The sequence below is a fragment of the Rhodococcus sp. BP-241 genome (genome assembly GCF_019836145.1).
Classification (GTDB): Bacteria; Actinomycetota; Actinomycetes; order Mycobacteriales; family Mycobacteriaceae; genus Rhodococcoides.
Genome location: NZ_JABUEI010000001.1, coordinates 15620 through 29491 on the forward strand (window position 1 = coordinate 15620; position 13872 = coordinate 29491).

13 protein-coding genes and 1 tRNA gene are annotated in these 13872 nt (G+C 68.6%); 12 read left to right on the top strand and 2 right to left on the bottom strand.

Going from position 1 to position 13872, the window contains the following annotated elements; all coding sequences use genetic code 11:
• Positions 1–3: 3 nt before the first annotated feature.
• The 9 genes from cmk (at position 4) to HQ308_RS00125 (ending at position 8499) form a co-directional block, all read left to right on the top strand.
• Positions 4–696, top strand: a complete 693-nt coding sequence (gene cmk, locus HQ308_RS00085) for a (d)CMP kinase (protein ID WP_222645414.1) — start codon at positions 4–6, stop codon at positions 694–696.
• Complete coding sequence (gene der, locus HQ308_RS00090) at positions 693–2138, top strand: ribosome biogenesis GTPase Der (RefSeq protein WP_056444408.1); 1446 nt, start codon at positions 693–695, stop codon at positions 2136–2138. Before cmk ends, der begins: the two co-directional genes overlap by 4 nt.
• 106 nt (positions 2139–2244) lie before the next feature.
• A tRNA-Pro gene (locus HQ308_RS00095) sits at positions 2245–2318 on the top strand.
• A 233-nt stretch (positions 2319–2551) separates the two neighbouring features.
• Positions 2552–3157: a helix-turn-helix domain-containing protein gene (locus tag HQ308_RS00100; RefSeq protein WP_308115630.1), complete on the top strand. Its 606-nt coding sequence runs from the start codon at positions 2552–2554 to the stop codon at positions 3155–3157.
• An 83-nt stretch (positions 3158–3240) separates the two neighbouring features.
• Complete coding sequence (locus tag HQ308_RS00105; RefSeq protein ID WP_222645166.1) at positions 3241–3588, top strand: hypothetical protein; 348 nt, start codon at positions 3241–3243, stop codon at positions 3586–3588.
• Positions 3581–5092, top strand: coding sequence for an ATP-binding protein (locus HQ308_RS00110; protein WP_222645416.1), 1512 nt, complete (start codon positions 3581–3583; stop codon positions 5090–5092). Before HQ308_RS00105 ends, HQ308_RS00110 begins: the two co-directional genes overlap by 8 nt.
• The gene (locus HQ308_RS00115; RefSeq protein WP_056444417.1) at positions 5089–5748 is read left to right on the top strand and encodes a response regulator transcription factor; all 660 of its coding nucleotides are present in this window, start codon (positions 5089–5091) and stop codon (positions 5746–5748) included. Before HQ308_RS00110 ends, HQ308_RS00115 begins: the two co-directional genes overlap by 4 nt.
• A complete protein-coding gene (locus tag HQ308_RS00120; RefSeq protein WP_056444421.1) occupies positions 5745–7250 on the top strand; it encodes an SLC13 family permease in 1506 nt (501 codons plus the stop codon). Before HQ308_RS00115 ends, HQ308_RS00120 begins: the two co-directional genes overlap by 4 nt.
• 28 nt (positions 7251–7278) lie before the next feature.
• On the top strand, positions 7279–8499 hold the full coding sequence (locus HQ308_RS00125) for a glycerate kinase (RefSeq protein WP_222645167.1): 1221 nt from the start codon (positions 7279–7281) through the stop codon (positions 8497–8499).
• A gap of 18 nt (positions 8500–8517) precedes the next feature.
• Here the strand turns inward: HQ308_RS00125 and HQ308_RS00130 are convergent, their stop codons facing one another.
• Entirely contained in the window at positions 8518–9303 is a 786-nt protein-coding gene (locus HQ308_RS00130) for a hypothetical protein (RefSeq protein WP_056444429.1), read from the bottom strand.
• Positions 9304–9537: 234 nt separating this feature from the next.
• On the opposite strand from HQ308_RS00130, the gene HQ308_RS00135 reads away from it, so the two are divergent.
• Positions 9538–9834 (top strand): DUF3263 domain-containing protein, encoded by a 297-nt coding sequence (locus HQ308_RS00135; protein ID WP_222637488.1) that lies wholly within the window; start codon positions 9538–9540, stop codon positions 9832–9834.
• Positions 9835–9927: 93 nt separating this feature from the next.
• Here the strand turns inward: HQ308_RS00135 and HQ308_RS00140 are convergent, their stop codons facing one another.
• The gene (locus HQ308_RS00140) at positions 9928–11763 is read right to left on the bottom strand and encodes an NAD(P)/FAD-dependent oxidoreductase (RefSeq protein WP_222645168.1); all 1836 of its coding nucleotides are present in this window, start codon (positions 11761–11763) and stop codon (positions 9928–9930) included.
• Positions 11764–11956: 193 nt separating this feature from the next.
• Between HQ308_RS00140 and HQ308_RS00145 the strand changes: the two genes are divergently transcribed.
• Both HQ308_RS00145 and HQ308_RS00150 read left to right on the top strand, forming a co-directional pair.
• A complete protein-coding gene (locus tag HQ308_RS00145) occupies positions 11957–13003 on the top strand; it encodes a 2,3-butanediol dehydrogenase (protein ID WP_222645169.1) in 1047 nt (348 codons plus the stop codon).
• Positions 13004–13044: 41 nt separating this feature from the next.
• On the top strand, positions 13045–13824 hold the full coding sequence (locus HQ308_RS00150) for an acetoin reductase (RefSeq protein WP_027505446.1): 780 nt from the start codon (positions 13045–13047) through the stop codon (positions 13822–13824).
• The last annotated feature ends 48 nt before the right edge of the window (positions 13825–13872 follow it).

Below are 13872 nucleotides of genomic sequence, written 5' to 3' on the forward strand. Positions count from 1 at the left end.
GCGATGGACGGCCCGTCCGGTACCGGCAAGTCGTCCGTCTCCCGCCAGTTGGCGACCCGGCTCGGTGCGTCCTACCTCGACACCGGTGCGATGTACCGCGCGGCGACGGCATGGGTGCTGACGAACGACGTCGATCCCGGAGACGCCGACGCCGTCGCTGCGCTCACCGAGTCCATCGACCTCTCCATCGGCACCGATCCCACGGGGGAGCGGGTCGAGGTGTCGGGCGAGGACGTCACCGGTCCGATCCGCGGGTCCGCCGTGACGGCGGCCGTCTCCGCGGTGTCCGCCGTGCCCGCTGTGCGCGAGAAACTCGTTGCGCTGCAACGACAGATCGCGGACACTGCCGGTCGCATCGTCGTGGAGGGTCGCGACATCGGCACCGTCGTCCTCACCGACGCTCACATCAAGATCTATCTGACCGCGTCCGCGGAGACGCGCGCCACGCGTCGTAACGACCAGAACATCGCCGAGGGCCGCGGGGACGACTACGACGCCGTGCTCGCCGACGTCCAGCGTCGGGACCACGCGGACTCCACACGTGCCACGTCCCCGCTGCGACCCGCGGACGACGCGGTCACCGTGGACACCAGCGACCTCGACAAGGACGCGGTGATCGACGAACTGATGCGTCTGGTCACCGAGCGTCTGGACATCGGGCGTCCGACTCATGCCCCGGAAGGAGCACGCTCATGAGCGACAACACATTCGACACGCTCGACGCGACCGAGGTCTACGCCTCGGACGGCATCTGGTCCGAGGAGTCGGACTGGGAGGACATCGACTTCGAGGGTGACGGCGAGGCCGAGGCCGAGGTCGCCGTTCCCACCCTCGCCGTCGTCGGTCGGCCCAACGTGGGCAAGTCCACGCTCGTCAACCGCATCATCGGCCGCCGCGAGGCCGTGGTGGAGGACGTTCCCGGCGTCACCCGCGACCGTGTCTCGTACGAGGCCAACTGGTCCGGACGTCGATTCATGGTGCAGGACACCGGCGGTTGGGAGCCCGACGCCAAGGGGATGCAGCAGTCGATCGCCCGGCAGGCCGAGATGGCGATGCAGACGGCGGACGCCATCCTGCTCGTCGTCGACGCCGTCGTCGGTGCGACGGCGACGGACGAGGCCGTGGCACGAGTCCTGCGTCGGTCGAAGACGCCGGTCATCCTGGTGGCCAACAAGGTCGACGACGAGCGCACGGAATCCGAAGCGGCACTGCTGTGGTCGCTGGGTCTCGGTGAGCCCCGTCCGGTCAGTGCGACGCACGGCCGCGGTACGGGCGATCTGCTCGACGACGTCCTGGCAGTCCTGCCCGAGACGCCCCGCGAGGGAACCGGTGTCGCCGGCCCTCGTCGTGTCGCCCTGGTCGGCAAGCCGAACGTAGGCAAGTCCAGCCTGCTGAACAAGCTCACCGGCGACGAGCGATCGGTCGTGCACGACGTCGCCGGCACCACCGTCGACCCGGTGGACTCACTGGTGGAACTGGGCGGCAAGGTGTGGCGTTTCGTCGACACCGCGGGGTTGCGCAAGCGCGTCAGCCACGCCAGCGGCGCCGAGTTCTACGCCTCGCTCCGCACCAAGGGCGCCATCGACGCGGCCGAGGTCGCGATCCTGCTGCTCGACGCGTCCGAGGTCATCTCCGAGCAGGACCTGCGGGTGCTCTCGATGGTCGCCGACGCCGGCCGCGCACTGGTCATCGCGTTCAACAAGTGGGACCTCGTAGACGACGACCGTCGTGGCCAGCTCGAGAAGGAGATCGACCGGGACCTGATGCGCGTGCCGTGGGCGCAGCGCGTCAACGTCTCGGCCAAGACCGGTCGTGCGGTGCAGAAGCTCGTGCCCGCTCTGGAGACGTCGCTCGCGTCGTGGGACAAGCGCATCTCGACCGGTCAGCTGAACTCCTGGCTCAAGGAGGTCGTGGCCGCGACGCCGCCGCCGATGCGTGGCGGTCGACTGCCGCGCGTCATGTTCGCCACGCAGGCGAGCACGCGCCCGCCGACGTTCGTGCTGTTCACCACCGGTTTCCTCGAGGCCGGGTACCGCCGGTTCCTCGAGCGCCGACTGCGTGAGGAGTTCAACTTCGACGGCAGTCCGGTGCGGATCTCGGTGCGTATCCGGGAGAAGCGGGACCGCAAGAAGAAGTAGGCGACTGCCCCGGTGGTGCTGCTGAGGCGATTGGCGTCCAGCGTCGCCACTGGGGTAGTGTTTGCTCGTTCCCTTCGGGGCACACACGATCCCTTTCGAGGGATCGCGGGCTGTGGCGCAGCTTGGTAGCGCACCTGACTGGGGGTCAGGTGGTCGCAGGTTCAAATCCTGTCAGCCCGACACAGAAATGGCTCCGGACGGTTGTCCGGGGCCATTTTCCATGTTCGCGTCCAGTGTCGCGGGCGCACCGCACGTCGATCAGCGCAGGATGCAGCGTGCGCGGAGGACCGTGCGGTGCGCGCGGAAGCCGCGCGCCCGTGGTCGTCGACTTCCTCGGCAGCTGAGAGAGCCTGCCGTGGGAGAATGACGGGAGTACATCACCCGTCAGGAGTGCGCGAAGGAGGGCAGCGGCGGTGTCTTCCTCCCCGGCGATGAGCCGTCGAGAACGGAACAAGCAGGACAAGCTCGACCGCATCACCACGGCGGCACGCGACCTCTTCGCCGAGTACGGCGTGAGTGAGGTGACCACACAACAGGTCGCCGACCGCGCCGACGTGGGAACCGGAACGGTCTTCCTGTACGCGAAGAACAAGGGTGAACTGCTTCTTCTGGTGCAGAACTCGGACTATGCGAGCGCGCTCGAGCGGGGCATCGCCGCGGCCGCCCACGTCGTGGATCCGGTCGAGGCCGTCATGGCCGTCCTCATGCCGGTCGTCGAGTGCAACCGCAAGCAGATCGAGAACGGCCGGACCTATCAGCGAGAGGTCGTGTTCGGTGACGACACGGAACCTCATCGTCGTGAAGCGTTGTCACTCGCCGCGCGGACCGAGGCGGTCGTCGCGGAGATCCTCGGCCGCGACGACGACGACGCGACGCACCACCCGGACCGGCAGGTGCAGGCCCACATCGTCTCCGCCATCCTGTTTCTCAGCATGGCTCTGACGGCGAACGCGACCAAGAGTGTCGCGGACGTGGCGACAGAGATCGAGAATCAGATCGGTGTCCTGCTCGGCCGTTGACGCCACTCACGGCGTGTCGAACATGAAGAAACCTTCATCGTCGTCTCATGGGACGGTCATGGACCCCCGGCATAGTTGCTGTCATGCGCTCCTCCCGCCCACTCGCCGCGGCCGCCGTCCTGGTGGCCATCGCGTGCGTTCTCGTCGCCGGGGTCCTGGTGACGCGATCACCGGCGCCACGCCTCGACCCCTCGCCCGTCGTGGTGAGTGTGGCGCCGGAGCCGACGCCCGAGGTGATCGCTCCCACACTTGATGTCCCGTCTGCCTCTCCCGCGCCCGCGCCGGCCGCTCCCGCTCCGATCACACCGCCGCCAGTTCAGGCCCCAGTGCAGGCACCGCCGATCGTCGACTTCTCCGACGACGACGCGGACGACGGCGATGACGGCGCCGACGACGTCGACGACGTCGACGGCGGTGACGACGATGAGTGACGCCGCCGGTGTCTCGGCTCGCCGTGGATCGGCACTTCCGGCACGGTGGAAGATCACCGCCTGGATCATGTTGACGACCCTTCTTCTGTTGGTGGTCGTGCTGGTGACCGCCCGCAATCTGCTGTTGCGCGACGTCGACGTGCGCGCCAACGGGGACGTCGCGCAGGAAGCCGAGGAGTTCCGGACCTTCGCCTCCGAGGGGGTCGATCCCACGACGACGCAGCCGTTCGTCTCGGTGGAGCGGCTTCTCGAGGTGTACCTCGCCCGGCAGTCGGCCGGCACGGGTGAAGTGATGTTCGGCGTCGTGGGCGACTCGGTACTGACTCAGCCCGGCGTCGATGTGCCGACCGTGCTCGCACCGGGGTCACCGATCCTGACGACGGTCGTGCAGTCGGCCGAACCCGCCGGAGTGCTGGACACCGACAACGGCGAGATGCGGTGGGGGCACGTCGTCATCGACGACGCGACCGGCCGCGCCGGCACGTTCGTCGTCACGGCGTTCACCGGTGCGAACCGTGATCTCGTCGATCGGACCATGCAAACCATGGCAGTGGTCGGCGCCGTCGGACTGCTGCTGACGACAGGAATCGCGTATCTCGTCGCCGGTCGCATTCTCGCTCCCGTCCGCACGGTGCGCACGGTCGCGGCCGAGATCGGGGAGACGGATCTGACCGCGCGCGTCCCGGTCCACGGGCGCGACGACATCTCCGATCTCGCCGAGACGTTCAATGCGATGCTCGACCGGCTGGAGCAGGCGTACATCACCCAGCGACAGTTCGTCGACGATGCCGGACACGAACTGCGCACGCCGATCACGATCGTCCGGGGGCATCTCGAGCTCATGTCGGAGGACCCGGAGGAGCGGCGGCGTACGTTGGCGCTCGTCGACAGCGAGCTCGCCCGCATGGGGCGGATCGTCAGCGATCTGCTCATGTTGGCCAAGGCCGAGCAGCCCGATTTCGTCGTGCCCGCCCCCGTCGATGCGGCGCAGCTCGTCCTCGACATCGAGTCGAAGGTGCAGACGCTCGGCGATCGGCAGTGGTTGCTGATGCAGGTCGCGGAGGGCTCGTGTGTTCTGGACGCCCAGCGCGTCACGCAGGCCATGGTCCAGCTCGCGGCCAACGCCGTCGGACACACCGAGGACGGGAGCCGCATCCGGCTCGGATCGACCTTCCACGACGACGGGGACGCTCGACGGTTGTCGCTGTGGATCGCCGACGACGGGCCCGGTGTCCGCCCCGAGGACGCGCCCGTCATCTTCGACCGTTTCCAACGCGGATCGCCCGCCGACCGGACGTCACCGGCAGCGCGGTCGGGAGCCGGCCTCGGACTCGCCATCGTCCGTGCCATCGCCGACGCCCACGGCGGCTCCGCCTGGGTGCGCAGTGTGCACGGCGAGGGGGCGACGTTCGGCCTCGACCTCCCGGCTCCGGGCCACAGCCCGCGGTCCGAGACCGGCCCGGCGCTCACGACAGACGATGCACTCACGAAGGAGATCCGATGAGCCGAATCCTGATCGCGGAGGACGACATCCACATCGCCTCCTTCGTCGGCAAGGGTCTGCGGGCCGCCGGGTACACCACCGAGCACGTCGCCGACGGCGAGACCGCGCTCATGATGGCGCGTGGCGGTGGCTTCGACATGGTGGTGCTCGACATCGGCCTGCCGGCGATGGACGGGTTCACGGTGCTCCGACAGTTGCGCGGCGAGGGTGTGTCGACACCCGTGGTGGTCCTGACCGCTCGGGACAGCGTGCGCGACACCGTTGCCGGGCTCGAGGGCGGCGCCAACGACTACATGACCAAGCCCTTCCAGTTCGCCGAGCTCCTCGCACGGGTACGCCTGCGGTTGCAGGACGACACCGCAGGTTCGGCGGACAACTCGCTGACCTCGGGGGACCTTCGTCTCGATCTGCGGTCACGCCGTGTGCACGTGGGGGAGTCGGTCGTCGATCTGACGGCGCGCGAGTTCGCTCTGCTCGAGACGTTCCTGCGCCACCCCGACCAGGTGCTGTCCCGTGAGCAGATCCTCGGGCAGGTGTGGGGATACGACTTCGATCCGGCCTCGAACGTGGTCGACGTCTACGTGCGTGCGTTGCGCGCGAAGATCGGCGCCGAGCGCGTGGAGACCGTGCGCGGGATGGGATACCGCGTCCGATGACCGTCACCGAGTTCGCGACGACGCCGCCCGGGCGGCGTACTCCCACCAGTCCTGTCCCGACCCGGACGCCGCGGCGAGTTCCGACGCCGTCGCCGCGGACCCTCGTCAGTGCCGTCATTCTCGCGGTGCTCGCCGTCGGTGTCGTCCTGGCAGGAGTGGCCGGCGATCTGACCGCACACGGGACCATCACGGTGCTGGTCTTCCTCGTCGCGGTGTGGATGTGGATCTTCTCGCCCCTCGACGACACCCACGTCGCTCTGGGCGCCGCTCTGACGTTGGTGATCCTGGGTCCCGTGTCCACCGAGACCTTCACGCGCACACTGGGTGACACCGTGATCTGGCTGTTGGTCGGGTCGTTCGTCATCGCCGCGGCGGTGACGGCCAGCGGCCTGTCCGCTCGGGTTGCGGCACGCGTGCTGTCGGTCGCCCGGTCGCCGCGGCAGCTCGTCCATCTGGTCACCCTCGTGCTGCTCCTGACGACCTTCGCGATCCCGTCGACGTCGGGCCGGGCTGCGCTCGCGCTGCCGGTGTTCCTCGCTCTGGCGACCGTTCTGCGTGAACGGCCCCGAGTGGTGCTGACGCTGTCCCTGGTCTTCCCCGCGGTGATCCTCTGCTCCGCGGTCGGGTCGCTGCTGGGGGCCGGCGCGCACCTCATCACCAGTGAGATCGTGCGCACGACGACCGGATCGGGCATCGGGTTCCTGCAGTGGGCGATCCTCGGACTGCCGCTCGCGATCGTGTGGTCGCATCTCGCGGCGGAGATCGCGCTGTCCCTGTTCACCGATCGAGCGGAGCGACGCCGACCGCTCTCGGTGACACGCGACGCGTTCGGCGGGTCCGCCGGACCACTCACCGTCCCGCAGAAGCGTGTCCTGCTCGTCCTGGTCGCCGTCGTGACCCTGTGGTGCACCGAGCCGGTGCACGGTGTCGAACCGGCCATCGTCGCGATGATCGGCGCACTGCTCGCGTCGGCACCGTTCGTCGGGGCCACCACGCTGCCTGCTGCCGTCCGCACCATCCCGTGGAGCCTGCTGCTCTTCATGGCCGGAACACTGTGTCTCGGAGTGGCGCTGACCACGACGGGTGCCGCCGAGTGGTTCGCCGACCTGGTCTTCGGGCCCATCAGCGCGCTCGGGTCGTCCGCCGCGACCGTGTTCGTGGTCGTACTGGTGCTGGTGTCGCTGCTGTCCCACCTCGTGGTCCAGTCACGGTCCGCCCGCTCCGCGGTGCTCGTCCCCGTCGTCGTCGCCACTGCGCCGGTGCTCGGCATCGATCCCGCCGCCGCGGCGTTCGCTTCCACCGCTGCCGCCGGCTTCTGCCTCACCCTCACCAGTTCGGCCAAACCGGTGGCGATGTTCGCCGCGAGCGACTCCGTCCCGGGGTTCTCGGCAGGCCACCTTCTCCGCCTGTCCGCCGCGGTCGCCCCGGTGTCCGTCGCTCTCGTTCTCGTCTGCTCGGTATGGCTGTGGCCTGCCCTCGGTCTTCCGCTGTACCTGCCCTGACTGCTCCCACCCCTATCTCAGGAGAACCATGTCCACACGAGTTCCCCAGCGCATCCTCGTCGCCCCCAGCGGTTTCAAGGAGAGCCTCTGCGCCGAGTCCGTCGCGTCCGCCATCGCATCGGGGGTGCAGCGCGCACTACCCGGAGTTCGGGTCGACACCGCGCCCATCGCCGACGGCGGTGAGGGAACGGCACGCACACTGGCGGCCGCGACGCGCGGCACCCTCCACGAGACGACGGTCGTCGGACCGGTGGGGGAGCCGGTGCCCTCGCACTGGGCCCGACTCGGTGGCTCCGAGCGCTCCGTCGCCGTGGTGGAGATGGCGGCTGCGGCGGGGCTCTCCCTCGTACCGCACGATCGGCGCGATCCCGGCGCGACCACCACCTACGGTGTCGGCCAGCTCATGGCCGCGGCGCTCGACGCGGGCGCGGACACGATCCTGGTGGGTTGCGGCGATTCCGGCACCTGCGACGGGGGAGCCGGGGCACTGCAGGCGCTCGGCGCCAGGATCCTCGACGTGCAGGGCCATGAGATCGGCCGCGGCGGTCGAGAACTGATCCGGGCGCACCACCTCGATCTGACGGCGCTGCATCCCCGTCTCACCGAGGTCGACGTCGTGCTCGCGTGCAATCCGCACAACGTACTGTGCGGACCCAGCGGTGTCGCCCGCGTGTTCGGACCGCAGAAGGGGGCGTCCCCGGATCAGGTGGACGAACTCGCCGCCGCCCTGGACAACTGGGCGCGCGTCCTCGAGCAGGACGGTGTGGCCACCGGCGATGTGGCGACCGGAGCGGGCACGGGAGCGTCGGGCGGACTGGGTGCAGGACTCGCGGCCGGGGTCGGGGCGCAGTTGCGGTCCCGCTTCGATGCGTTGCTGGACTCGGGCCTGTCGGGAATCGACCTCGACCGCCGAATCCGCAAGGCGGACCTCGTCATCACTGCCGAAGGGTCCATCGACTTCCAGACCCCGCGTGGCAAGGTCCCGGCGGAGGTGGCGCGGCGCTGCCAGCAGTTCGGCGTGCCGGTGATCGCGTTGGCGGGATCACTCGGTCGCGGAGCGCCGGCGGTGCACGACGTGGGCATCGCCGCCATCGCGTCCATCATCACGGTGCCGATGCCGTTGTCCGAAGCGGTCGCGAACGGCGAGCGGTTGCTCACCGACGCCGCCGAACGGACCATGCGCATGATCCTGCTCGGTGGTGCGGTCTCCGCTCGATCCGGTAATCGGAGTCGTAAGAAGTCGGCGTGAGGCCGGTCGATGTCGGTGTCAGCGAATGCCGAGGATGGCGTCCAGCAGCGACGGAACACTCGGCGCGGTCACGATCGTCGGGGTCGCCAGATCGAACGCCCCCAGCGCGGTGAGTACGTCGTCGCTCTGGGTCGCCGGGCCGCCGTAGGTGTTGGCCGCGACCGTGAAGTCGTCGCCGATGGAGGCCGAGGCGACGACGCTGGACCCGTCGTCCGCCCAGCCCCACTTCGTTCCGGTGGCGGCGGCGAGCCGACCGGTGCCCCAGTCCTGGACCGTGCCGTCGGCCGCGACCGGTAGCGCCGTGGTCATCCACGTGAGGACGGGGCTGCCGGGATCGGTGCGCTTCTTGGTGTCGAGGAAGCGCACGGTGTCGGCCGTGCTGGTGTAGGAGTCGCCCCAGAAGCTGCCTCGCGAGGTCGCGGTCAGTCCGTACTCGCGCGCCGCGGCGTCGATGGCGCCGGGGTACTTGCTGTCGAGCAGCGAGGCGGCCCAGTCGTCGCTCACCTGGATCATGCGAGCGGCGAGGTCGCGGTCCTCCGCGGACGAATCACCCTGTCGGAGCACGTGATCCGCCAGGTAGAGCTTGACCGTGGAGAGTCCCGGCCGTGCCTCGTTCTCATTGGCAGTGCCGACGTGGACGCCCGTGGAGAGCGAGGTGTACGACAGGGAGGTCCGCTCTGGGACGCCGGAGAAGTCGCCCGGTGCGGGCGCGGCGCTCGCGGGGGCCGCGAGGGCGGTGACCAGTGCGACGCCCACTGCGGCGGTCGCGAACCAGGTGGCCGGTCGTCTGTGTCGAACGTTCATCGTGCTGCCCCTCCGGCGGTAGTGCCGCCGACGAACGACGAACACCGTCGAATCTATTGCCTCCGCTACCGGAACGGTGGACGACGCCGCGGTGGCGTGGTGGGGATCACATACCCGCGCGGCCCGGTGATCACGCTGTCCCGGAGTGAACAGCCGCTGAGAAATTGCTGTGACTCGTCGGCATGTTCACCGATCCGTCACCGCAGTGTCGGATCGATGGGCAATACTCGCGTCGTGACACGCACACCCTTCCCCGCAGCCTCCCGGTCGACGACGCCCGGCGCAGCACCCCTGTCCACCGATCCGACGGATCCGTCGGAGACCGACCTCGCGATGGTCGCCTTCCTGCGGCGGTGGTACGTCTACGGCGGCGGCCGCGCCGAGGACATCCTGGTGGAGTTCGGACTCACGCCCCACGAGTTCTTCGGTCGTGTGAAGGTGTTGCTGGAGAACGGCGTTCGGGTCACCGACCGCGGGCTGGTCGAGCCCATGCTCGCCGTCTGCCGGAAGCGGCTCTGGCTCGGTCAGTGACGACCGGCCTCACACCGACCGTGAAGTGACGTTCTCTCGCTCCGACGACCGCCGTGTGCGTGTCGAGGGACACGCACACGGCGCACGCGTCTGTCAGCGCAGGTGATGGACCTCCTGCAGCCCGTACACGGGGGTGTCCAGGCCTTCGTACCGAGCCTTCAGCTGTAGGCCGAGGTAGAGCGAGTAGTGCCGCGACTGGTGCAGGTTGCCGCCGTGGAACCACAGGTTGTCCTGCTGCGTCGGCTTCCACATGTTGCGCTGCTCGCCCTCCCACGGGCCGGGGTCCTTGGTGGTGTCGGAACCGAGACCCCAGCACTTGCCCACCTTGTCGGCCGTCTCCTGGTCCACCAGGTCGGCCACCCAGCCGTTCATCGATCCGTAGCCCGTCGCGTACACGACGAGATCGGCCTCGAGTTCCGTCCCGTCGGACAGCACCACCGCGTTCTCCGTCAGGTGGTCGACCTGGCCGCCGACGAGGTGGATGCTGCCGTCCGCCACCAGCTCCGAGGCGCCGACATCGATGTAGTAGCCGGAGCCGCGCCGCAGGTACTTCATGAAGAGTCCGGAGCCGTCGTCTCCGAAGTCGTGCTGGAAGCCGGCCTTCTCGAGGCGGTCGTAGAAGTCCCTGTCCTTCTCGGCGATCTGCTGGTACACCGGGATCTGGAACTCATGCATGATGCGGTACGGCAGTGAGGCGAAGGTGAGATCCGCTTTCTGCGTGGTCATTCCGGATTCGACGGCGCGCTCGGAGTACAGGTCGCCCAGCGCGATCTCGCACAGCGAGTCGGACTTGACGATGTGAGTGGACGATCGCTGGAGCATCGTGACGTCGGCGCCCGTCTCGAACAGCGCCTTGCAGATGTCGTGCGCCGAGTTGTTCGAGCCCACCACCACGACCTTCTTGCCGACGTAGGCGTCCGGACCGGGATGCTGACTCGAGTGATGCTGCTCGCCTCGGAAGACGTCCATTCCCGGGAAGTCGGGGATGGAGGCCTTGCCGGACATGCCCGTCGCCATCACCAGCTGCTTCGGTCGCAGCGTCACCTCCTCGCCGTCACGATCGACCACCACGGTCCATTCCCCGGCCGCCTCGTCGAAGGTCGCCGACAGGGCGGTCGTCTTCGTCCAGTACGGCACCTCCATGACCTTCGTGTACATCTCGAGCCAGTCGCCGATCTTGTCCTTCGGGGCGAACACCGGCCAGTTGTCCGGGAACGGCAGGTAGGGGAGGTGGTCGTACCAGACCGGATCGTGGAGGCACAGCGACTTGTAGCGTCCTCGCCACTGATCACCGGGGCGCTCGCCGCGATCGACGACGATGGCCGGGACGCCCATCTGACGCAGGCGAGCGCCCAGAGCGATGCCACCCTGACCGCCGCCGACGACGAGGGCGTAGGGCTGGATGCCGTATCCCAGTTCCTTCTCCTCCGCCTCGCGTCGCTCGGCCCAGGTCTTCGTCTCCTTGTTCGAGCCGTGCACAGCCCCCATCGGTCGCGCGTGCCCGCGCGGTTCCTCGTACCCCTTCAGTTCCTGCATCGTCGTCAGCAAGGTCCAGGCGAGCGACTCACCGGACTCCGCGTCGGTGCGTAGCCGCAGATGTCCCTTGCCGCGTGCCGTCGCGGTCTCGAACTCGATCCATGCGGAAGTGACACCGTCGGCCTCGTCGGGTGTCTCGGTCGTGCGAAAACCCTGCGGAGCGACGTCGGCGAGCCGTGCCGTCAGCATGTCGGCGATACCGTCGCGTCCCTCCACCGTCTTGAGGTTCCAGGTGAACGTCACCAGGTCGCGCCAGAAGCTGTCGACGGCGAACATCGCGACGACTCGATCGATGTCCCGCGCAGCGAGCCCCGCTTCGAAATCGGCCAACCATGCGTCGACCCGCTGCTGCGGCGAGATGCTCTGCGTGGGTGGCTCGAGGGTCTGGGTCATGACAACTCCGTCTTCGTCGTTCCGTGGTCGTGCTCGTGTGATGCACAGCACACGCCGTGGACGCGGTCCGAGGAAGAGTTGCAGCGGGTTGCAGTCGCAGGTGCAACCGACTGCAACCCTGTCGTGCTGTGCCGCGTGTCACATAGAACGGTGATCACGGCCGTCGCTGGGACGGCCGGTGAGGAGTCGAACGATGCGCGCAGCGGTGTACCACGGGCCCGGCAAGGTCGAGATCGCCGATGTCCCGGAGCCCGACCCGGGACCGGATCAGGTGAAGATCGCCGTCGGTGCCAACGGCATCTGCGGTACCGACCTGCACGAGTACTACGCCGGTCCGATCTTCATTCCCACCGAGCCGCACGCCCTGACCGGTCAGCAGATGCCGCTGATTCTCGGACACGAGTTCTCCGGCACCATCACCGAGCTCGGCGCGGGAGTGACGGGATGGTCGATCGGCGACCGTGTCGCCATCGAACCGCTATACCGCTGCGGGCACTGTGGTCCGTGTCGAGCCGGCAACTACAACGTGTGCCAGTCGATCGGCTTCCACGGACTGATGTCCGACGGCGGTATGGCCGAGTACACGGTGGTGCCGACCGACATGCTGCACGCGCTGCCGGACTCCGTGTCCCTCGATCTGGGTGCGCTGGTGGAGCCGATGTCGGTGGCCTACCACGCGGCGACTCTGGGTGAGGTGCGCGAGGGCGACACCGCGATGGTGTTCGGGGCGGGACCGATCGGCATCGGACTCTGGTTCGCGCTGCGCGGCAAGGGGCTCGACGACATCCTCGTGGTGGAGCCGTCCGCGACCCGGCGGGCAGCGATCGAGGCGCTCGGTGCACGCACTCTCGACCCCACGTCCGTCGACGTCCCCGCTGTGGTGGCCGACGAGACCGACGGGCGCGGCGCCGACGCCGTGTACGACGCGGCCGGTGTCGCGCCGGCGGTGGCGACCGCGCTGGCGTGCGTCGGGTCCCGCAAGCCGATGGTCAGCGTGGCCATCTACGAGAAGCCGCTCACCACACCGCTTCTCGATCTGGTGATGAAGGAGGCCCGCATCCAGGGGTCGCTCTGCTACACCTCCGCCGACTACGACGCCGTCATCGCTCTGATGGCCGACGGCGTGTACGACCCCACCGGGTGGGTGTCGCGCATCGGGATGGACGCGGTGATCGACGACGGCTTCGAGGCGCTGCATGCTGGCACGAAGATGAAGGTTCTCGTCGATCCGTCGCTCTGACCTCCGTCCCGGACATCCACCATCACATGAAGGAGACACGCATGAGCATCGACGGACAGGTCGCACTCGTCACCGGCGCAGGACAGGGAATCGGGAGGGGAATCGCCCTCCGACTCGCGCGGGACGGCGCGGACATCGCCCTCGTCGACGTGCACCCCGACGGCATCGGCAAGGTCGCCGACGAGGTGCGGGAGCTCGGTCGCGCAGCCACGACGATCGTCGCCGACGTCAGCGATCGCCGCCAGGTGTTCGACGCCGTGAACCGGGCCGCCGCCGAGTTGGGAGGTCTCGACATCATGGTCAACAATGCCGGGATCGCACTCGTCGGCCCGCTGTCCGAGGCCACGCCGGAGGAGGTCGGCCGCATCCTGTCGATCAACGTCGAAGGTGTGCTGTGGGGTATCCAGGCGGCCGCCGCGACGTTCATCGAACTCGGTCGGCCCGGCCGCATCATCAACGCGTCGTCCATCGCAGGGCACGACGGGTTCGAGATGCTCGGTGTGTACAGCGCCACCAAGTTCGCCGTGCGCGGTCTCACGCAGGCCGCCGCCAAGGAGTACGCGTCCGCCGGGATCACCGTGAACGCCTACTGCCCGGGTGTGGTCGGCACGGACATGTGGGTCACCATCGACAAGCGGTTCGCCGAACTGACCGGCGCGGAGGAGGGCGCGACCTACGAGAAGTTCGTGGGCGGTATCGCGTTGGGCCGAGCCGAGACTCCCGACGACGTCGCGGGATACGTGTCCTACCTCGCCGGGCCCGACGCGGCGTACATGACCGGTCAGGCCGGTCTCATCGACGGCGGACTCGTCTACCGATGACCGATCGGGACAGACCCGGGCATGACGCGCACTGTGATGTGGAGCACA